At 42.2% G+C, this 19,624-nt stretch carries 18 protein-coding genes; 10 read left to right on the forward strand and 8 right to left on the reverse strand.

Annotated features, from left to right (window positions below):
* Genes RMO68_RS08370 through RMO68_RS08380 form a run of 3 tightly spaced genes read left to right on the forward strand, consistent with a single transcriptional unit; the run spans position 1 to position 3,205 of the window.
* Positions 1–786, forward strand: a complete 786-nt coding sequence (locus RMO68_RS08370) for a pyridoxine 5'-phosphate synthase (protein WP_310440316.1) — start codon at positions 1–3, stop codon at positions 784–786.
* Positions 774–1,712, forward strand: coding sequence for a 4-hydroxythreonine-4-phosphate dehydrogenase (pdxA, locus tag RMO68_RS08375; RefSeq protein ID WP_310440276.1), 939 nt, complete (start codon positions 774–776; stop codon positions 1,710–1,712). Before RMO68_RS08370 ends, pdxA begins: the two co-directional genes overlap by 13 nt.
* The gene (locus tag RMO68_RS08380) at positions 1,709–3,205 is read left to right on the forward strand and encodes a hypothetical protein (RefSeq protein ID WP_310440277.1); all 1,497 of its coding nucleotides are present in this window, start codon (positions 1,709–1,711) and stop codon (positions 3,203–3,205) included. The genes pdxA and RMO68_RS08380 overlap by 4 nt, the downstream gene beginning before the upstream one ends.
* A gap of 8 nt (positions 3,206–3,213) precedes the next feature.
* On the opposite strand, the gene nspC is transcribed toward RMO68_RS08380, so the two are convergent.
* The 3 genes from nspC to RMO68_RS08395 form a co-directional block, all read right to left on the reverse strand.
* Entirely contained in the window at positions 3,214–4,359 is a 1,146-nt protein-coding gene (nspC, locus tag RMO68_RS08385) for a carboxynorspermidine decarboxylase (protein WP_310440278.1), read from the reverse strand.
* 64 nt (positions 4,360–4,423) lie between these two features.
* On the reverse strand, positions 4,424–4,846 hold the full coding sequence (gene arfB, locus RMO68_RS08390) for an alternative ribosome rescue aminoacyl-tRNA hydrolase ArfB (RefSeq protein WP_310440279.1): 423 nt from the start codon (positions 4,844–4,846) through the stop codon (positions 4,424–4,426).
* A gap of 24 nt (positions 4,847–4,870) precedes the next feature.
* The gene (locus tag RMO68_RS08395) at positions 4,871–6,250 is read right to left on the reverse strand and encodes a DEAD/DEAH box helicase (protein ID WP_310440280.1); all 1,380 of its coding nucleotides are present in this window, start codon (positions 6,248–6,250) and stop codon (positions 4,871–4,873) included.
* A 119-nt stretch (positions 6,251–6,369) separates the two neighbouring features.
* Between RMO68_RS08395 and RMO68_RS08400 the strand changes: the two genes are divergently transcribed.
* The 7 genes from RMO68_RS08400 (at position 6,370) to RMO68_RS08430 (ending at position 15,492) form a co-directional block, all read left to right on the forward strand.
* Entirely contained in the window at positions 6,370–7,578 is a 1,209-nt protein-coding gene (locus tag RMO68_RS08400; protein ID WP_310440281.1) for a putative glycoside hydrolase, read from the forward strand.
* 86 nt (positions 7,579–7,664) lie between these two features.
* A complete protein-coding gene (locus RMO68_RS08405) occupies positions 7,665–8,912 on the forward strand; it encodes an EAL and HDOD domain-containing protein (protein ID WP_310440282.1) in 1,248 nt (415 codons plus the stop codon).
* A 68-nt stretch (positions 8,913–8,980) separates the two neighbouring features.
* Positions 8,981–9,757, forward strand: coding sequence for a GGDEF domain-containing protein (locus RMO68_RS08410; protein WP_310440283.1), 777 nt, complete (start codon positions 8,981–8,983; stop codon positions 9,755–9,757).
* A gap of 54 nt (positions 9,758–9,811) precedes the next feature.
* On the forward strand, positions 9,812–11,818 hold the full coding sequence (locus RMO68_RS08415; protein WP_310440284.1) for a TonB-dependent receptor plug domain-containing protein: 2,007 nt from the start codon (positions 9,812–9,814) through the stop codon (positions 11,816–11,818).
* A complete protein-coding gene (locus RMO68_RS08420; RefSeq protein WP_310440285.1) occupies positions 11,818–12,348 on the forward strand; it encodes a hypothetical protein in 531 nt (176 codons plus the stop codon). The genes RMO68_RS08415 and RMO68_RS08420 overlap by 1 nt, the downstream gene beginning before the upstream one ends.
* The gene (locus RMO68_RS08425) at positions 12,345–14,273 is read left to right on the forward strand and encodes an EAL domain-containing protein (RefSeq protein ID WP_310440286.1); all 1,929 of its coding nucleotides are present in this window, start codon (positions 12,345–12,347) and stop codon (positions 14,271–14,273) included. The genes RMO68_RS08420 and RMO68_RS08425 overlap by 4 nt, the downstream gene beginning before the upstream one ends.
* A gap of 52 nt (positions 14,274–14,325) precedes the next feature.
* Positions 14,326–15,492 carry a pyridoxal phosphate-dependent aminotransferase gene (locus tag RMO68_RS08430; RefSeq protein WP_310440287.1) on the forward strand — a complete coding sequence of 389 codons (1,167 nt, stop codon included), beginning with the start codon at positions 14,326–14,328 and terminating at the stop codon, positions 15,490–15,492.
* A gap of 42 nt (positions 15,493–15,534) precedes the next feature.
* On the opposite strand, the gene RMO68_RS08435 is transcribed toward RMO68_RS08430, so the two are convergent.
* The 5 genes from RMO68_RS08435 to RMO68_RS08455 form a co-directional block, all read right to left on the reverse strand.
* Entirely contained in the window at positions 15,535–15,756 is a 222-nt protein-coding gene (locus RMO68_RS08435; RefSeq protein ID WP_310440288.1) for a hypothetical protein, read from the reverse strand.
* Positions 15,757–15,828: 72 nt separating this feature from the next.
* Positions 15,829–16,377: a hypothetical protein gene (locus tag RMO68_RS08440; RefSeq protein ID WP_310440289.1), complete on the reverse strand. Its 549-nt coding sequence runs from the start codon at positions 16,375–16,377 to the stop codon at positions 15,829–15,831.
* 16 nt (positions 16,378–16,393) lie between these two features.
* Positions 16,394–17,341, reverse strand: coding sequence for a UDP-3-O-(3-hydroxymyristoyl)glucosamine N-acyltransferase (gene lpxD / locus RMO68_RS08445; protein WP_310440290.1), 948 nt, complete (start codon positions 17,339–17,341; stop codon positions 16,394–16,396).
* 5 nt (positions 17,342–17,346) lie between these two features.
* Entirely contained in the window at positions 17,347–17,823 is a 477-nt protein-coding gene (ilvN, locus tag RMO68_RS08450; RefSeq protein ID WP_310440291.1) for an acetolactate synthase small subunit, read from the reverse strand.
* Positions 17,820–19,514: an acetolactate synthase large subunit gene (locus RMO68_RS08455; protein WP_310440292.1), complete on the reverse strand. Its 1,695-nt coding sequence runs from the start codon at positions 19,512–19,514 to the stop codon at positions 17,820–17,822. Before RMO68_RS08455 ends, ilvN begins: the two co-directional genes overlap by 4 nt.
* Positions 19,515–19,624 lie beyond the last annotated feature (110 nt).

Below are 19,624 nucleotides of genomic sequence, written 5' to 3' on the forward strand. Positions count from 1 at the left end.
ATGACACTCGGAGTCAATATCGACCATATCGCGGTCTTACGGGAAGCGCGTAAAATAAACGATCCCGATCCGCTCATGGCATTAGCAGTTTGTGCCCAAAGCGGTGCGGATCAAATCACGATTCACTTGAGAGAAGATCGTCGTCATATCCACGACGATGATGCCCGCAAAATCATTGCAAGCTCGCCGCTTCCGGTTAATCTTGAGTGTGCTATTGAACCCTCTATCATCAATATCGTCTGTGCTCTTCGTCCCCACAGAGCTACCCTCGTCCCTGAGAAACGGCAAGAGGTAACCACCGAGGGGGGATTGGATGTTATCGGAAATTTCAATTTAATAGCCGATGCTATCCAACAACTGCAAGAGCATGAAATCGATGTTTCCCTCTTTATCGATCCGACACGTGAAGCAATCGAAGCTTCGGAGCGTCTCGGTGCCGAGTGGGTAGAACTCCATACCGGAAGCTATGCAAATCTTTATGCTATGCGCCACAGTGCATTACCCCATTCCCATCATGCAATCGAGTCAATGAAAAACCTCTCTCGACATGATTTGGACAATCTGTTGGAAAATGCATACGGTGAACTTGTCGATGCGGCGAATTATGCCCGTTCACTCGGATTAAAAGTCGCGGCAGGTCACGGGCTAAATTACCAAAATATTCTCCCCATCGTCCATATCGACACCATTGAAGAACTCAACATAGGTCAGAGTATCATCGCTAGGTCGGTCTTTACCGGATTAGCTACCGCCGTATCGGATATGAAAGCATTATGCCAACGTTAAAACGTATCGCTATCAGCGTAGGGGATCTTAACGGTGTCGGATTTGAGATCATTCTTAAAGCCCATAATACGATTAAGCAACTCTGCAATCCGCTCTATTGTATTAACTATACCATGGCACATCAAGCCGCAAATTTATTACATACCCAAATCCCCAATGATTTTCAGATCTTCAATGTTTCAGGGGAATTTGTTATCGAAGCCGGAAAAGTATCCGCACAAAGCGGTCAATACAGTTATGACTCGTTTATCGCGGCTGTTGAACTGGCCAAAAACAATCATGTTGATGCTATCGTTACCCTACCTATTCACAAAGAGGCATGGATGATGGCAGGAATCCATTACGTGGGACATACCGACGCATTACGTGACATCTTCCAATCCGATGCCATTATGATGCTCGGATGTAATAAACTCTATGTTGCCCTCTACACCGAGCACATTCCCCTACGTGAAGTAGCCAAATACATACAAATCGATCCCTTAGTCTCTTTTTTACTTCAACTCCATCAAACTACCGAACATACACCCATAGCCGTATTAGGGTTAAATCCCCATGCAGGGGATCACGGAGTGCTGGGAAATGAAGAGCGTTTTATCGAAGCGGCTATCCAAAGGGCTAATGAGACGTTAGGTCAAGAAGTTTTTATAGGGCCTATCGTCCCCGACATCGCCTTTACCCCCCACTTTCGAGAGCGCTATTCGATGATTGCGGCGATGTATCACGACCAGGGTCTTGCACCTCTCAAAGCGCTTTATTTTGATGAGGGGATCAATATCTCTCTCGGTTTACCCATTATACGGACTTCTGTCGACCATGGAACGGCATTTGATATCGCTTACCAAAATAAAGCCTCTTTATTAAGTTACAATAACGCAATATCTGCCGCAATAACGTTCAATATGAGAAAAAAGGGCGCGTTTTGAATCCTCGTATTATTTCTGAGATTGTCACGATCCTTGATAAAAATTTACCAAAACATTTATACGCACTCGACTATACGACAGAGCAGTATAAAACACTTCTTAAAATGTTAAAAATCGGAGATGACGAATCACTTTTTAATGATAAAAAAGGGGCCATTCGAAAAGCACTGGTCAAATATTTTGCCAAAAGCTACCAAGAGATTGATCTGCAAATAACCTTTTCTTCTTTTGCTCTAAAAAAGAATTTTATATATCCCTCAAAACCTGAAGCATATGATCGTATGCTTCATCAAAACAACGTCCTTTTGCTCGATGTACTTGAGAAAAAATCTGATTTTTCCCCACTCCCTTATTTGGTCTCTATTCCGGAAAATATTCGTGAACCTATATGTCAAAATTATCTTAAATTTGACGATAATCATGATACGGTACGCCAAATAACTCGGCAACAAATCGACAAGATATTCAACCTCGATCCTCGAGATATTATCTTTTTTTTACGCGGTCGTATAACGATACGTCATTACACTCCCCCTAAAAAACTTCCCGACGGTGTCGATAAACGATTCGGCGGTGAATCGGTAGAACTCATGGAAGCTATGTACAACTCCTATTTTCCAGAAGGTGCATGGACCCATATTGAACCGATTTTAGGAGAAGTTATCGCAGAAAAACTAAACTTTGGGGTGATTGATAATATCACGTTTACCCGAACCTTTGTACCCGTTTTCCGTTCTATGATTGAGATTCTTTTACTTGAAATCATAAATGAAGAAGATAGAAAAAGAATCGAGGGGTTCACCGGATACGTTTTACGACAGCACTTTCACCGAATTTTCATCTATACGGCGAAAAATCTTTTGCATTTTATTGAAAAACGGGATAAAAATGCCGAAGCATTTATCAAATATTTTTCCGATGAAATTGTTATTGACACTAACGGTAATAAAATTCAAAAATACGCTATTATCGATTCAAAACAACAAAAATGGAACTACAGCTCTATAATCTCCGTTATGATGCAATACAAACAAGTCAAACAAAAAATTGTCTCTCAAAGAGAGTCTATATCAGTTGTAGAAGAAGAGTTGAATCAGTGTCTCTTGGAATTGACGACCGAAAAAAATAATAAAGATATTATTCAAGATAAATTAACCGATCTGCAAGATACGATTAATGAAAATGATGCGGCGATCCTAAAAGTAAAGAATCAAAGGGGAGCAACCCCCGAAGAAGCACTCTCCCTAAAATCACAAGTCAATAGACTCAATTATCATCAGACGGAACTGTTTGAATTAAAGAAAAAAACTACCAATCAGGTCGATCTTTGTAAAAACCGCATTGCCAATAAAATGAGTGAGCTCACGCGACGCCAAAGAAAACTCGATTATGAGAAAAAATCGCTGCAAACCTATCTAGAACAGATGGCTTCTGTTCTGGAGTCTTATGAAATCATTGCCGAAGCACTCGCCACCGCCCTTACAAAAAGGTAATTATTCCACTACGATAAACGGTTGCGATAATCCTCATAGCCGAATTCATGAACCATCTCGAGTTTCCCCTCTTTTGTCCAGATCGCCAGCGATGGAAGCTTAATTCCGTTAAACGTCGTATTTTTCACAAATGTGTAATGAATTTGATCTTCAAAAATGATCTTATCACCAACGTTGAGCGGTTCATCGAACGAATAATCCCCCATAATATCCCCTGCCAGACACGTGTTACCGCCGAAACGGTACGTATATGCTTTCTCTCCCGCTTCTCCTGAGCCACGAATCATAGCGCGGTACGGCATCGCGAGAGTGTCGGGCATATGGGCTTCGGCAGAGGTGTCGAGAATAGCTATATCCATCCCGTTATGGACGATATCAAGCACCGACGCGACCAACGGCCCTGTCTGCCATCCGATGGCTTCACCCGGTTCGAGATAGACGGTGATATCGTTATGTCGCGCTTTAAACGCACGAATCACCTCGATCAGACGATCGACATCGTAATCACTACGGGTGATATGATGCCCTCCTCCGAAATTGACGTATTTCATTCCGTCGATATACTGGCCGAATTTCGCTTCAAACGCTTCCAAAACTCCCTCTAGCGCATCTACGTTTTGTTCGCATAACGCATGAAAATTAAGTCCGTCAAGTTTTGAGACAATCGAATCATCGAAATTAGCTAACGTCGTCCCCAGACGGCTGTAAAGTCCGCACGGATTGTAAAGATCAACGGGGCTAGAGGAGTATTCGGGATTGACACGGAGTGATACGGAGATATTTGGATTTATCGCTTTGACCCGCTCAACATAGCGGTGAAACTGTGAGGGGGAGTTAAATACGATGTCATCGCTGATACGAGCGATTTCATCTATATCTTCATCTTTGAATGCAGGTGAATAGGTATGTACCTCTTTATTCATCTTCTCACGTGCGAGCTTGGCCTCATGGAGTCCACTGGCGGTACACCCTTGAAGATATTTCGCCACGAGGGGAAACGTCGACCACATCGCAAACCCTTTGAGAGCGAGGATGATCTTTGCACCCGATTCCCTCTGTACCCGCTCCATCACTTGAAGGTTTTTCTCTAAAAGAGCCTCTTCGCAGATATAGCAGGGAGTATGGGGTAGTGATGAGAAATCGATAGCGCTCATAAGAAATCCTGTAGAGGTGGTTTTATTCGTGTGATTGTAGCACAGAGTTATTTCGCATCCTAGTTCACCCCTCCCCTTTATCCACTTTCCCCCGCATCTTCTTAATATTCCCATGCTTCGTCTTACTGTCCATCCGTCGCTTCTGTGAGTTGCGGGTCGGTTTAGTCGGGCGGCGCTTTTTCTGAACAATGGTGACGCTTTTGATGATTTCTTTGAGCCTCTCCAACGCCCCTTCTCTATTCTCTTCCTGCGAGCGTGATTCTTGGGATTTAATGTTGATAACACCGTCTTTGGTAATGCGGTGGTCGGTGATCTCAAGGAGGCGTTCTTTGTAAAAATCGGGAAGACTTGAGGCATTGATATCGAAGCGGAGGTGTATCGCAGTAGAGACTTTGTTGACATTTTGTCCACCCGCTCCCTGAGAACGGATAGCGGTTATCTCGATCTCAGAGTCGGGGATGGTGAGAGAATTTGAAATTTCTAACATAACAAACTTCTGTGATAGGAGAGATTATCTCCCCCGTCCGCCCGATTTTTTCGGTGATGGTTTTTTGGTATTGCCAAAAGCGCTTCCACGAGCTGAAGTGCTTCCTTTGTCTATAGATTCTTCACGTGCGACGCGAGGGCCGCGCTTCCCGACGAATTTCGGCTGAACAGGAGCTTTTTTACGCTTGTTCCCGAACGCTCCGGCTGTTTTTTCTTTTTTTTCTCCCTCTTTGGAGAGACTTTTACCCCGTGTTTTTACCAGTGCATTATCGGCTGGGGGTTCAAATCCGCTCACCAAGATCGTCTCGACGTTTTTACCGAGCATTGTGATGATTTTTGACCATGAAATATGCTCAGCAGAGGAGAGAAGCGTGATAGCGAGACCCTCATTCCCCGCACGTCCCGTCCGTCCGATGCGGTGGAGATAATCGGTGCTGACATGAGGGATATCATAGTTGATGACGACATCCAATCCCTCGATATCTAGTCCTCGCGCCGCAATATCGGTCGCAACGAGAATTCGGGCAGAGCCTTCTCTAAATTCAGTGAGAGCACGATCGCGTGCACCGTGTTTTTTATCGCCGTGGATAACGACATTTTTTAAACCGCTGGCGTTCAGTTCAGTGCTTACTTCATCCGCTTCAGCCTTGGTTCGGGTAAAGACGAGAACCTGAGGATAGTTATTAGAACCGATTAAAAAGGATAACAGCTCTTTTTTACGCTCTTTTTCAACCGGATGAACCACTTGTCGTAGGGTCATATCGGCGGCTTTGAGGTTATCGACTTCCACCAAAAGCGGTTTTTTGAGAATCTTTTCACTTAGCTGTTTTACCGCAGGGGTCATCGTTGCCGAAAAAAGCATATTTTGTCGGTTCAGTGGAAGAAGATCGATGATTTGCCCCACTTCACGGATAAATCCCATATCAAAAATCGTATCGGCTTCATCAAATACTAAAAACTCAATCCGTGACAACGGAACATGCCCTTGTTTGTTCAGCTCAATCAACCGTCCCGGAGTGGCAACGATGATGTCGACCCCTTCTCCTAATTCTTTGGCCTGACGCGCCATATTGGCTCCGCCGTAAAGGGCGATACAGTTAAGTTCAAGTCCCTGTGCATACGATTCAATCGCTGATGCGACTTGAGAAGCAAGCTCACGCGTCGGAACAATCACGAGAGCACGTGCACTCGCTTGTTTAGCTTCAGTTGCACTGTTTAGTTTTTGGATGATCGGGAGGGCAAATGCAGCCGTTTTACCCGTTCCTGTTTGTGCAGCTCCGAGAACATCACGCCCACGCAAAATGAGCGGGATAATCTGTGTTTGAATCGGAGTCGCTTCGGTGTACCCTTTTTCGGAAAGAGTTTCGAGCAGATGGGCACTAAGCCCTAAAGTCGTAAATGACATCGTAGATATTACCTTTTTGGTAGTGTATTAATATATATTAACATTTTATCGCTTCAAACCTCCCCATTATGGACTATTTTTTGCTACGATACCGCAATTGATTCAACAGGGAGAACAGAGTGAAAGCATTAACGCTTTTAGTAACATTAGCTACACTAACATGGGGATCGAGTATGATCGGTACCGTGTTGGACAAAACAACCAAAAAACCTATTCCAAATGCTATTATTATCTCAGGTAAAAATGAGTATCGTACAGATTCTAACGGAACATTTAAAGTTCCGAAGTCTCCTATTATCGGAGCACGTGCAATCGGTTACGAACGTAAATTTTACAAAAGCGGCGGAAAAATATTCTTAGAACCTTTTCAACCAAAAGCGCTCTACCTCTCAAGTTTCGGTGCTACTCACGGAAAGATTATGGGAAATGCCAAAGACATTATTAAAAATACCGAGATTAATGCTCTGGTAATCGATATTAAAATGGATCGCGGTCAAATTGCTTTTGCTACCAACAATGCAATAGCAAACAAAATCGGTGCACAAGAGTTGATTTTGTTTAAAGATATAAAAAAATTCACCGCCGAGCTTCGAAAAGAGGGTATTTACTCTATAGCACGTATCGTTACGTTTAAAGACACCCCCCTTATTACAGCCTACCCTCAATGGGGTGTTCGTAAAAGTGACGGAAGCCTCTTTAAAGATAAAGAGGGGCTCTACTGGATCGATCCTTCCCGTAAAGATGCATGGAATTATATGATTTCCATCGCTGAAGAGACCGCTAAAGCGGGTTTTGATGAAATTCAATTCGACTACGTCCGTTTTCCCGATGCGAAAGGGGTAAAATTTTCCGTCGAAAATACACAAGCGGAACGGGTCAAAGCCATTTCAGGCTTTTTGGAAGCGGCACGTACGCGTTTAACCCCGTACAACGTCTTTATTTCTGCCGATATTTTCGGATACGTCAGCTGGCATAATGCCGATATCGAGATCGGTCAGCGTGTCGATGCCCTTTCACCGTATGTCGACTATCTCTCTCCGATGCTCTATCCCTCAGGTTTTAATGCAGGTATTCCGGGGCATCCCGATCCTGTAAAAGCTAATTATGAAGTGGTCAAACAATCTCTTGATAAAGCGCTTGAAAAATCGGGAACCTCCCCGTTGGCCTATCGTCCATGGTTACAAGCGTTTCGTGATTATGCGTTTGATCGCCGTATCTACGGAGCCAAAGAAATTCGTGAGCAGATTGCCGCCAGTGAAGCGTTCGGCAGTTGTGGATGGATTCTCTGGAACCCGCGTAATGTTTACAGTTCACAAGGGCTCAATTAACAGAAAATATAAATAAAATCTAAAATTTCAGTGTATAATACCTACTATATAGTATTAAACATTGAAAAACTATTTTAGGTATTAGCATGATTGAAACAGATATCTTTATCGGAAGGCAGCCTATATTCGATAAAGATGGAAAATGTGTATCCTATGAGCTTCTTTATCGCAGTACGCACGAATCAAGCGGTGCTGTTTTCTCTAACAATGCCAATGCCACGGCACGGGTTATCATCAATCTTATCCATAATATCGGTCTCTCTTCTATCATCGGTACGAAAACAGGTTATATCAATGTAGACGAACAAATTATACTCAGTGATGTTTTTTTATCTCTCCCTAAATCCAAATTTGTTTTTGAAATTTTAGAATATACGAAAGTTACTCCGGAAGTAGTTGAAAAAATACGTCAGCTTCACGAGCTCGGATACCGCTTTGCCTTAGATGATTTTTCCTGTGAATCTGAAAATATCGAATATTTCAAACCTCTTTTTCCCTATGTTGATGTTATAAAAATAGATTTGCTGGCACCTATGGCTATGAGTATCGAAGCTATCGCCTCGGAGTTCAGCTCTCTAAATGTTAAGCTATTAGCAGAAAAAGTAGAAAATATAGAGATATTTGAGGAGTGTAAAAAAGCAGGCTTTTCTTATTTTCAGGGCTACTTTTTTGAAAAACCGACTGTCATCAGCGGAGTTAAAATTGAACCTTCCGTTATTAATGCCATCGACATCATTAACACGTTATACACTACCAATGATATCAATACGGTAAGTGAAAAATTTTCATTCTATCCGGAACTGACCTTTAATCTTTTACGCTATATAAACTCGGCTGAATTTTCTTTTAGGCAGGAAATTACGAGTATTAAACAAATACTCAACCTTCTTGGCCCCTCACGGCTGCGTTCATGGCTCGGACTGTTCCTCTATTCCGGTGCACAAGAGCAGATGTTTCAAGAAGCTATTGTCGATGCCGCAAAATTTCGAGCGAATATGATGCGTGAACTGGTAATAGCGTTAGGTAAACCTGCGCTTGAAGATGAAGCATTTTTAACGGGAAGCCTCTCCCTTATCGATGCCTACTTACATCTTAGCATGGCTGAAATTATTGAAAAGATTCATCTCGGGCAACCTATCATCAGTGCGTTGCTGAAACGTGAAGGGTATTTAGGAAAATTATTACTCATTACCGAGAAGCTTGAAAAAACAGACCAAATCCAAATTCTTATCGAAAATTTAGCACCGAAAATCAATCTCACCGCTGAAAAACTTTATCAAATATACGCCAAGGCCTATAATTTTAGTGTTGCCATTCGTCCCTCCAACTCTTAAGACCTGTTCCATCTACAAATGAGCTGAAAAATGCTACAATCACCCCTAGAAAATAATGAGGAAAAAAAATGGGTGATAGAAATGATCTCTTACTTGAGTCCCATGATAATTTAGCCCGATACCTTGACCTTGCCCAGCGCTCTATCGCCTCGTTTATCGAAAGCCATGCGGATATTTCACACGTTGCTACATTACAGGAAAATTATATTAGCAAAGCCTCCGAAGATGGTATAGAACGTTGTATTACTTTTGTTGACGGGCTCAGTGAACTTGGGAAAAACATGTCTTTGGAACTCAAAAAAGCGCAGAAGAAGATTGACGAATTAACCGCGGAGTTACAAGAAACCATTTCAGAACTCACCATTGATCCACTTACAAAAGTAACCAACCGTAAAGGTTTAATCGAAGATTTAACGTCTGCTATTAAAGCAGGCAAGAATAAAGAGCTCCCCTTAGTACTACTGATGATTGATGCCGATAATTTTAAATCTCTTAATGATAAACACGGACACGTCGCAGGAGATAAAGTCCTTTATTTTTTTGCGCAAAGTATCAAATCCGTCCTTCGAAGCGGTGACAAAGTGTATCGTTACGGCGGAGAAGAGTTTACGGTGGTATTAAATCGATGTGATAAAGAACAAGCTTTTATCGTAGCCGATAAGATTCGCTCTAAAATCGAACAAAGCCATCTGATATATTCCGGAAAAACAATCAAAATGACCGTAAGTGTAGGAGCCACTATGCATCATGCAGGTGATACCTATGATGTTCTAATTTCCCGCGCAGACGATGCACTGTATCGTGCTAAAGAAGAGGGAAAAAATCGAACCGTTCTCTTAGATTAAAATTGAAATATTTTTACTTATTTATACTTTTTCTATAAAGAATCAAGGTAACCCGTGAAATTTTTGACCCGCTTTGTCCCCTACTTTCTTCTTGCCTTGAGTATAAAAGCTGATGGTCTTCCCGTATCGACTTCATTAAGTGAAGATATAACCCAAACTACACAATTGGCAACCCAAATCAATCAAAATATCGATTATCAACCTTTTATTTTATCCGTATGGGAACACGACGATCTTTTTAAGTTTGGTGCCCACACCCTCAAAGATGCACTCATGCTCATTCCCGGAATCGATATGATGGGAGATACGATGAATAATCGTACAACCGTCATCCGTGGCTCAAATCCTCTTACCTATGGACAAACCAAACTTGCTATTGACGGTGTCGTCGTTAATGACCGAGTCTATGATAGTTATAACGGTTATTTGGATTTTCCGATCGAACTTATAAAAAGGATAGAGGTCGTACGGGGTTCGGGAAGCTTTATCGAGGGGGTCAACGGGTATTCAGGCTCCATCAATGTAATCACCTATGCGCAGGAGACCATTAAACCTCTAAATGGAGCTATTTTCGGAAGTTTCGGAAATGATTCGGCCAAACAAGCCGGATTTTGGTATAGCCATAATGGATCGGAGTGGAAACTTTCAACGGATATTTTCTACCAAAGTAACGATGCAACCACCCCTATCAATGTCACCGATAAATACGGCAATACGGGACTAGCTCCACTCAATAGCCGTCAAATCGGATTTGGGCTCTCCTATCTTTATGGAAATTTTTCTCTCAAGGGACGTTTTAACCAATTTACAACAGGAAGTGCGTTCGGTAATTTGAACGCATTGCCGAATATTGACGGAACACAAACGATTCCCGCTTGGTATCTAGAAAGCGGTTATCACCATAAAATGACTGAAAATTTAGTACTGCAAGCAAAGGCCGGGATTATGGAAGACGGATGGGAAGATGAAGCTCGTTTACTCCCACCCGGTACTTATACCGGCATTACATTTCCGACCGGTTATTGGGCATATTTGGATTTTAGTACCCGTCTTCTCTATGCCACACTTTCCGCAACCTACACCGGAATCAAAAATCATAAGATCATCGCCGGTTACACACAAAAGTACGAAGATATCGTTGACATGTCTACCGTAACTACCAACAAAACCGGAGGGTCAGCTTTAGTTGATTATACGGTTGTTGCCCCTTTCATTAATGTCGGAGCGGCTTGCAGACATACCGATGATTTCTACCTCAGTGACACCATTGATTTGAATGAGCAATTAGCTTTGTCTCTTTATCTGGGAGGAACCAAAGCCTCTCATATAGACTTCCAGCACTATACCCGAGGAGCTTTGGTCTATCAACCTCATCGTCAACATATCGTAAAATTTATGGTAGGGAATAATTATCGGCTCCCTTCATTTAGAGAAATGTATACTCAAAACCACCCTTTACGTACCGGAAATCCAAATTTAGAGCCTGAGCATGTACTCTCATATGAAGCACAATATCTCTATAAACCGACCATGTCTACAACATTGGGGATTAATCTCTTTTATCTGCAGAATTCGGATCAAATCACCTCTAATACTCCGAATAAAATGTATCAAAATATCGGTGAACGCACTATCCAGGGGTTCGAAACAGAATTTCGCGGAAGTATCGGCGAAAATGACCTGATTGCCCTCTCCTATAGCTACATTTCGGGAGAAACCGTCAAAGAAAATGAATATACCGATTATCTCCCTTATGCATCATCCCACATGATTAAATGGGCATTTTCTTATGCGCTCACACCGCAAATTAATGCCGGTGTTGTCGGTCGGTATACCAGTGAGAAAGATCGCCGTCCTAACGATACCCGTAATTCAATGGATTCTTTTACAACGCTTGATCTGATTTTAGGATGGGCAGACCAAAACGGATTCTATCTCCAAGGCGCTGTCAAAAATATTGCCGATGTCATCTATCGCTATCCTTCCACCCCATCCACCTATCCGGATGATTATCCGATAGAGGGTCGAACGTTTTGGATTCGGTCAGGTTTTAAATTTTAATGCGACTTTTATTCCTTTTACTCATCGCTTATATTGTTGGAGCCGCCGATGAATCCTTTGTATTAAATGCGCATATTCGTATGATTCCAAAAATAATGGCGTTAGATACACGATTATCTTCTAAATCCCCTTCTTTTAAAGCTACGTTAGCTGTCGTATATGACACCAACCAAAAAAATGCCGCGCTTTCTATTGCAGAACAATTCAACAAAATTCACAACGGAAAAGTATCTAATCTTTCTTTTAGTGCTACCGCCTATACCTTCGATGAGTTAATTGAACACCGTGATATCGCTTTTATTTATGTTGTTCCGAGATCTAATACTCAATTGGTGAAAAAAGTTGCCGCATGGGGAATAGTACATAGCATACCAACCTTTTCTTATGACGTAACTGATCTCGAATACGGTATACTTGGAGCTATTGCGATAGAACGTTCAACTGTCGTTTATATTAATAAAAATACCCTCAAAGAGGGTAAATTCCGTTTCAATGACATTTTATTTCAAATTGCGAGAATTATCGAATGAACCGTTTTAAAAATGCACGCCTTTCAACCAAACTTTTTGCTACTCTCATTTTTGCCACTTCAATCATTTTTATTACTATTACCGTGGCGACCTTTTTAATCGTTCGGGATTTAACTATTAACGTTCAAAAAGAAAAAGCTTCTTTACTGATCGATACCGTTAAACCGGCTGTCTCTCTTGCTCTATTTCTTGGTATCACCGATATCGGAGAGAAGGTCTCTACCGTTACCCAACAAAAAGAGGTTATACGGTTAGAAATTGCCGACCAAAATGGAAACGTTATACTCGATTATCAACCCTTTGGCGCATCTTCCCCCTATGATATGATCAAAGTAAGCAAAACACTGATTGAGCCCTCTTCACTTAAGCCTATCGGCTTAATTACCCTTACCTATTCAGGAGAAGAGTTTTCAAAAACAATGGATCATTTTTATACGCTATATGGCTGGGTTTTATTGAGCATATTTGCCATTTTATGGATTATGCTGATATGGATAAATTATCTTCTCTTACCTATCAAACTGATTGCCAATAAAGTACGAAATTTTAAACCCGGTGAAAAAATCATATTTGATATCCCCTATTCTCAAGCCGAATTTATACAAATCGTCCATGCTTTTGAAACGATGCAGGAACGAGTATTAGAATACTCTAGTGAAATCGAAACCATCAATAAAAATCTTGAAATCCAAATTACTGAACAAACACATGAGGCAATACGCCATTTGTATTATGACAATCTTACCGCTTTACCGAATCGGCTAAAGCTTCAAGAAGACCTTTTAACTAAACCGATTAATACCGTTGCTCTCTTAAATATTGATGATTTTAAAGAGATTAATGACTTTTTCGGTATCGATGCAGGCGACTGGCTTTTAACTCAAATCGCCCATTGGCTTAGTGAGATGAAACTCTCACCCTATCGCCTCGGAGGAGATGAGTTCGCCTTTCGTTTGAGTGAAGATCTTTCTCCCCTTGAAATCCGACACGATATCGAGATACTTCTCTCTCTTTTAAATGAAAAACTTTTTATGATTGCCGATGAAACGGTTCATATCCGAGCTACCGTAGGTATTGCTATTAAAAGTGATAAGCCGCTTATTCATGCCGATGTTGCCCTTAATAAAGCGCGCAGTATTAAGCAGCCCTACTCTGTCTATGATCAATCCGAAGGGATTGAACAACGCTATCAAGCCAATATAGCAATGTCGGCCCAAATACGCCAAGCACTCATCGAGCATCGTATCGTCTGTCAGTATCAACCTATAATTTCTTGCAGTAGCGGCAAAATAGAAAAATTTGAAACCTTGGTTCGGATAAAAAATGAAGACGGCACACTCATCGCCCCTAATGATTTTTTACCGATTTCCCAAAAAACAAAACTCTACCACCATATTACGCAAGAGGTTGTCTATCAGGCGTGTCATCTTTTTGCCGCACGGCATGAGCAATTTTCAATCAACCTCTCCGGAAGTGATATGTCCGATAGTCGAACCGTCTCTACCATCGAAAATATCCTCCGTCAAACCGGAACTGCCGATCGGGTTATTTTTGAAATATTAGAATCTGAAGGGATCGAAAATTTTGACGAAGTTGCCTCCTTTATCTCACGTATGAAAGCATTAGGGGTAAAAATAGCGATTGATGATTTCGGAACCGGCTATTCTAACTTTGAAAATATTCTCAAACTTAATGTTGATATACTCAAAATAGACGGCTCTTTAATCCGATCCATCGACGAAAATCCTCGCCATCGGATCGTTGTTGAAGCCATAGTTGATTTTGCCCATCGGATCGGTATCGATACGGTAGCTGAGTTCGTTTCATCCGAAGAAATACTCCGAAATGTCACCGATATGGGTGTTACCTACGCACAGGGATTTTATACAGGAAAGCCTCTATTTTTAAATCCTCAACTCATGTAAAATTTAAAGCCAGCCATGTTATAATTCCGAAATTTTTTATAAGGGTCACCTCATGTTAACCGATCGCGTCAATATACTCTCCGAATCGATTACCATTGCTATCTCTACGTTAGCGCAAGAATTAAAAGCTCAAGGAAAAAATATCCTTAGCTTCTCCGCCGGTGAGCCTGACTTTGATACGCCTCAAGTCATCAAAGATGCCGCTATTAAAGCAATCAATGACGGTTTCACCAAATATACCGCCGTTGACGGTATTCCTGAATTAAAAGCGGCTATCGCCCTTAAACTCAAACGGGATAATCATCTCGAATACAAACCGAATCAGATCATTGTTAATAACGGTGCAAAACACTCTCTTTACAACCTTTTTGCATGTACCATACAAGCGGGTGATGAAGTGATTATTCCGGCACCCTACTGGGTCACCTACCCCGAACTGGTTATGTACTGCGGCGGGAGTGTTGTCGAGATCGAGACTAACGATGCGAGCGGATTTAAAATTACCCCTGAGCAACTCAAAAAAGCCATTACCCCTAAAACCAAAATGGTTATTCTTACTTCCCCTTCCAATCCGACAGGAGCTGTTTACTCACGTGAAGAGCTTACGGCACTTGGAAAAGTATTGGAGGGGACAAACGTCCTTGTAGCCAGTGATGAGATGTATGAGAAATTGATTTATGACGGTGAATTTACCTCTGCAGCAGCCGTTAGTGATGATATGTATCAACGTACTATTACCATCAACGGTCTTAGTAAATCCGTAGCGATGACCGGATGGCGTTTCGGATATATGGCAGCCGCAAAAACCGAAATCATTCAAGCCACTAAAAAACTCCAAAGCCAAAGCACATCAAACATCAACAGCATTACTCAAAAAGCGGCTATCGTCGGTCTAAACGGTGATGCGGACGCGGATATCGAAGCGATGCGTATTCAGTTCAAAGCACGTCGTGACGAAGCGGTAAAACTTTTCAACGAAGTAGATGGGCTTTCTGTTCTTTCCCCTGCGGGTGCATTCTACCTTTTTGTAAATATCAAAGAGGTGAGCAATGATTCTATGCAGTTTTGCAAAGAGTTGCTTGAAGAGCAGGGAATTGCCGTTGTTCCGGGTGTAGGATTCGGTTCTGAGGGATATTTTAGATTTAGTTTTGCAACGGATATTGAAAGCATTCGCGAAGGAATTAAACGTATCGCCCATTTCGTAGCGTCAAAAAAATAATTATTCTTCGTATTTCCCCGCATAAGGGGAAAAACAAACTACTTACTTAATACTTTTTAGCGCCTCAATAACCGCATCAATATTTCCTATCGGCAAATGAACTTTCCACTCAGGATTTTTTGCATCGCCTGCCAATGAAATACCGATACTGGCAACACTATCACTTCCCGTTCCATAAGGCTCATCTACTTTACTGATAGAGATAATCCCTTTTTTTGTCCCATCCAAAGGGATCTCTTTAATAATGGTTACCGCAGAACTCATAATTTCTCCTACTTAACAGTATAGTAAAGAGTTTAGCCGATTTTGGCTAAAGCAATCTTAAAAAAAGAGGAATTAATTTGAACCTTCATTATTTGTATTATTTCCGTAAATAAAAGCATACATTTTTCGATAATAACGCTCATTGCGCGTTCGATCCGTTGCACTGAAATGATGATAGCGCCCTAACGTTTCCCATGAATATCCAAAACTTTTCACCAAACGGGTCAAAATAGTGTTGGCTTTTTCACGTGCATCATTTTCCTCAAAAAATTCGTGAAGCATCGGGTTAGGATGATATTTATAATTGATTTGGTAAGGTCCAAGGTCGAGATTGGTAATCCCACCCGCAATGAGCGCCTGAGCTTGGGCAGTACATTGTTCGGTTGAACCGCATTTGATCAGATGTCCGTTAACCGCAAAACCGGCTGCCTGTGCTCTTTGGGCATCTTCAATCGCATTAATTCTGATAACGTGCGGAATACATTGCCCCTCTTCTTTAAGACACTCGCAATGTTTAATGGCATCAAGGACAATATCCGGCATTCGAATATCATTCGTAAGTTCTCCATCTGCATGCAAAAGCGATGCAGCCATAATAAGACTAACGAAAGTTATCCTCATCCATCTCCCCTTTAACTTAATGTTCTACTATTTTAGCCAATTTCGCCTGCATTTTCAGCCATAATTTATGTTCCATTAACGGAAAGCCGCTGTATATCCCTTTATTTATGATACTTTTAGTAACACCTGAGCGTGCGGCCAAGGTTGTAAAGGGGGCAATGCTAAGATGACCTGCCGTAGCACTTTGCCCCCCCATAACCACATTACGCCCTAAGGTTGTTGAACCGGCAAGACCTGATTGTGAAACCAAAATCGAATGTTCGCCGACAACACAGTTATGTCCTATTTGAACTAAATTATCAATTTTTGACCCCATTTTAATAATGGTTGAACCGAATACGGCACAATCGACGGTGGTATTCGCCCCAATCTCTACATCATCTTCGATAATGACGTTACCGTTTTGATAAAGTTTGATATGTTCACCTATTTTAGTATGCGCGTATCCGAAACCGTCACTTCCGATTACGCTACCGGAATGGATCATGACACGATTTCCGATCAGACAATCACGATAAATCGTAACGTTGGGATAGAGGATAACGTTATCACCGATCACCGTCTCTGCCCCGACATAGACACCGCTCATAATCGTACAATGCGCGCCGATACGTGCACCGTTTTCGATATGGGCATTCGGATAGACAACACTTCCTTCTCCAATTACGGGAGGGATTTCACTGCTGCGTATCGGTTTAGCAAAATATTTTGAAAGAAGCGCAACACTCATGTACGGCTCATCCGATTCTAATGCTACGACACCTTTAGGGAGAAGATGCGCTTTAGAAAGGGGAAGGATCACTGCCGAAGCCCGTGTTTCGGAGAGTTCTTTCTCATATTTTGAATCGGAGAGAAATGATATTTGCCCCTCCACTGCCTCACGAAGCGTATTCAATCCGCTAATTTCGATAGAGTCGTTAATCTCTTTGCATCCAAGGAATGCCGCTATTTCATAAAGTTTCATTGTATTTATCTTTCTAATGCGACAGAACCGCTACGGACGATCTCTTTAGGATGAAACCGCTTGATCGCTTCAAGAAAATGGTTTACCCGCATCGGTTCATCCGCAACCATAACAATCATCGTATCGCTTCCAACATTGACGATACGACCGTTGTACGCATGGGTAAGCGCTTCAATATCACCCATTGATTCCGACATCGGAATTTTGACCATAGCCATCTCTTTTTCGACTAAATCGGCATGCTCATACACTTTTAGTACCGGAATCAGCTTATGCAACTGTTTCGTAATTTGTTCAATAACACGGACGGATCCTGACGTTACAATCGTAATCCGAGAATATTTTGATTCAGGGATAGGAGCCACCGTCAAAGACTCGATATTATATCCGCGACCTGAAAACAATCCTGCGATGCGTGAGAGTACGCTTGCTTCATTCATTACAATAACGGAAATAACGCGACGTTCTGTCTGTTCCATCATTTCTCCTTGTACTCTAACATCATATTAAACAACGATCCGCCCGCCGGAACCATAGGTAAAACATTTTCAAATCGATTAACCGCAACGTCGATAATCGCAACGACATTTTTCTCAACCGCATCTTTGAGCGCGGCATCAAATTCTTCTTTAGTCGTGACACGATATCCGACTCCGCCGAAGGCTTCGGCAAGCTTGATGAAATCCGGTTGCATGGAAAGATCGGTTGAGGAGTGGCGTTTATCGTAAAACAGTGTCTGCCACTGACGTACCATTCCTAAAAAGTTATTATTCAAAATAACATTGATAACCGGAAGCTTATATTCAACGGCCGTCATCAACTCTTGAATATTCATCAAAATAGAGCCGTCACCCGTAATGTTAATACTGACACGATCCATATCAGCACGCTTAACGCCCAAGGCTGCCGGAAATCCAAAGCCCATTGTCCCCAAACCGCCTGAACTGACCCATTGACGCGGACGGGTAAATGGATAGAACTGTGCCGTCCACATCTGATGCTGTCCGACATCGGTCGAGATATTGGCACCATCACCCAAAAGCTGACCGATTCGTTCAACAACCCATTGAGGTTTGAGACGATCACCCTCCTCTTTATAGGACAAAGGATGGAGTTTGTTGAAGTTTGCGATCGTGTTGTGCCATGACTCATAACGCTTAGGATCAATTTGCTCTTTTGCCAATGGAATCATCTGCTCTAGTACATTTTTGACATCGCCGACAATCGGGAAATGAGCATTAACAAGCTTTGAAATGCTCGCAGGATCAATATCAACGTGGATGATCTGTGCATTTTTAGCGAATTCCGAGAGTTTTCCCGTAACACGGTCATCAAATCGGGCACCTAAACCGATAACCAAATCGGTCTCGCTCATCGCCATATTCGCCGCATACGATCCATGCATCCCGAGCATCGAGATTAATAACGGATCATCAAATCGAAGCGTTCCGCGCGCCATAAAGGTCTCAACGGCAGGAATTTGAGTCATTTTAGAGAATTCCCGTACCAACTCTGCCGCATTAGCGTTGATAATACCTCCACCCAAATACAAAAGAGGACGTTTTGCTGCCGCAATCGCATCAATCGCTTTTTTGATCTGACGGGTATTCCCTTTCGTCGTCGGTTTATAGGTTTCGAGTTCAACCTCTTTGGAATAGTCAAATTTAGCAATCTGCGCCGTTACGTCTTTCGGGATATCGACATGTACAGGTCCCGGTCGTCCGGTACGTGCAATGTAAAACGCCTCTTTTAAAATACGCGGTAAATCGGCAGCATCGGTAACAAGATAGTTGTGTTTCGTACACGGGCGACTAATGCCTACCGCATCGATCTCTTGGAACGCATCGGTACCGATAAGCGACATCGGAACTTGGCCGCTGATAAGGACAAGAGGGATTGAGTCCATATAAGCATCCGCCAAACCGGTCACACCGTTTGTGAACCCTGGACCTGAGGTAATCATCGCCACCCCTACTTTTCCAGTCGCTTTTGCATACCCTTCCGCTGCGTGTACCGCGGCTTGTTCATGACGTGTCAAAATATGTTGAAACGATCGTTGTTTATAAATCTCATCATAGACGTTCATGATCGCCCCGCCGGGATAACCGAATACGACTTCGACTTCCTCGGCGATGAGTGCTTCGATAACCATCTGTGCACCGCTGATTTGCATGTCGTCTCCTTGTATTACATTAAAAGTTTGTGAATATAACTAAAAAAAATTAGGGAATTATAAAAGAAAATAGCTATAAATTACGTTAAATTAGAGGAGAGGCACTCTCC

This window comes from Sulfuricurvum sp. (assembly GCF_031427015.1).
Classification (GTDB): domain Bacteria; phylum Campylobacterota; class Campylobacteria; order Campylobacterales; family Sulfurimonadaceae; genus Sulfuricurvum.

What these genes read in the sequence shown, in the direction of transcription:
- RMO68_RS08370 (WP_310440316.1), top strand. Translation starts at nt 1, where the DNA reads ATGACACTCGGAGTCAATATCGACCATATCGCGGTCTTACGGGAAGCG.
- pdxA (WP_310440276.1), top strand. Translation starts at nt 774, where the DNA reads ATGCCAACGTTAAAACGTATCGCTATCAGCGTAGGGGATCTTAACGGT.
- nspC (WP_310440278.1), bottom strand. Translation starts at nt 4,359, where the DNA reads ATGAGCGCTATCGATTTCTCATCACTACCCCATACTCCCTGCTATATC.
- arfB (WP_310440279.1), bottom strand. Translation starts at nt 4,846, where the DNA reads ATGTTAGAAATTTCAAATTCTCTCACCATCCCCGACTCTGAGATCGAG.
- RMO68_RS08395 (WP_310440280.1), bottom strand. Translation starts at nt 6,250, where the DNA reads ATGTCATTTACGACTTTAGGGCTTAGTGCCCATCTGCTCGAAACTCTT.
- RMO68_RS08405 (WP_310440282.1), top strand. Translation starts at nt 7,665, where the DNA reads ATGATTGAAACAGATATCTTTATCGGAAGGCAGCCTATATTCGATAAA.
- RMO68_RS08410 (WP_310440283.1), top strand. Translation starts at nt 8,981, where the DNA reads ATGGGTGATAGAAATGATCTCTTACTTGAGTCCCATGATAATTTAGCC.
- RMO68_RS08420 (WP_310440285.1), top strand. Translation starts at nt 11,818, where the DNA reads ATGCGACTTTTATTCCTTTTACTCATCGCTTATATTGTTGGAGCCGCC.
- RMO68_RS08425 (WP_310440286.1), top strand. Translation starts at nt 12,345, where the DNA reads ATGAACCGTTTTAAAAATGCACGCCTTTCAACCAAACTTTTTGCTACT.
- RMO68_RS08430 (WP_310440287.1), top strand. Translation starts at nt 14,326, where the DNA reads ATGTTAACCGATCGCGTCAATATACTCTCCGAATCGATTACCATTGCT.
- RMO68_RS08435 (WP_310440288.1), bottom strand. Translation starts at nt 15,756, where the DNA reads ATGAGTTCTGCGGTAACCATTATTAAAGAGATCCCTTTGGATGGGACA.
- RMO68_RS08440 (WP_310440289.1), bottom strand. Translation starts at nt 16,377, where the DNA reads ATGAGGATAACTTTCGTTAGTCTTATTATGGCTGCATCGCTTTTGCAT.
- lpxD (WP_310440290.1), bottom strand. Translation starts at nt 17,341, where the DNA reads ATGAAACTTTATGAAATAGCGGCATTCCTTGGATGCAAAGAGATTAAC.
- ilvN (WP_310440291.1), bottom strand. Translation starts at nt 17,823, where the DNA reads ATGATGGAACAGACAGAACGTCGCGTTATTTCCGTTATTGTAATGAAT.
- RMO68_RS08455 (WP_310440292.1), bottom strand. Translation starts at nt 19,514, where the DNA reads ATGCAAATCAGCGGTGCACAGATGGTTATCGAAGCACTCATCGCCGAG.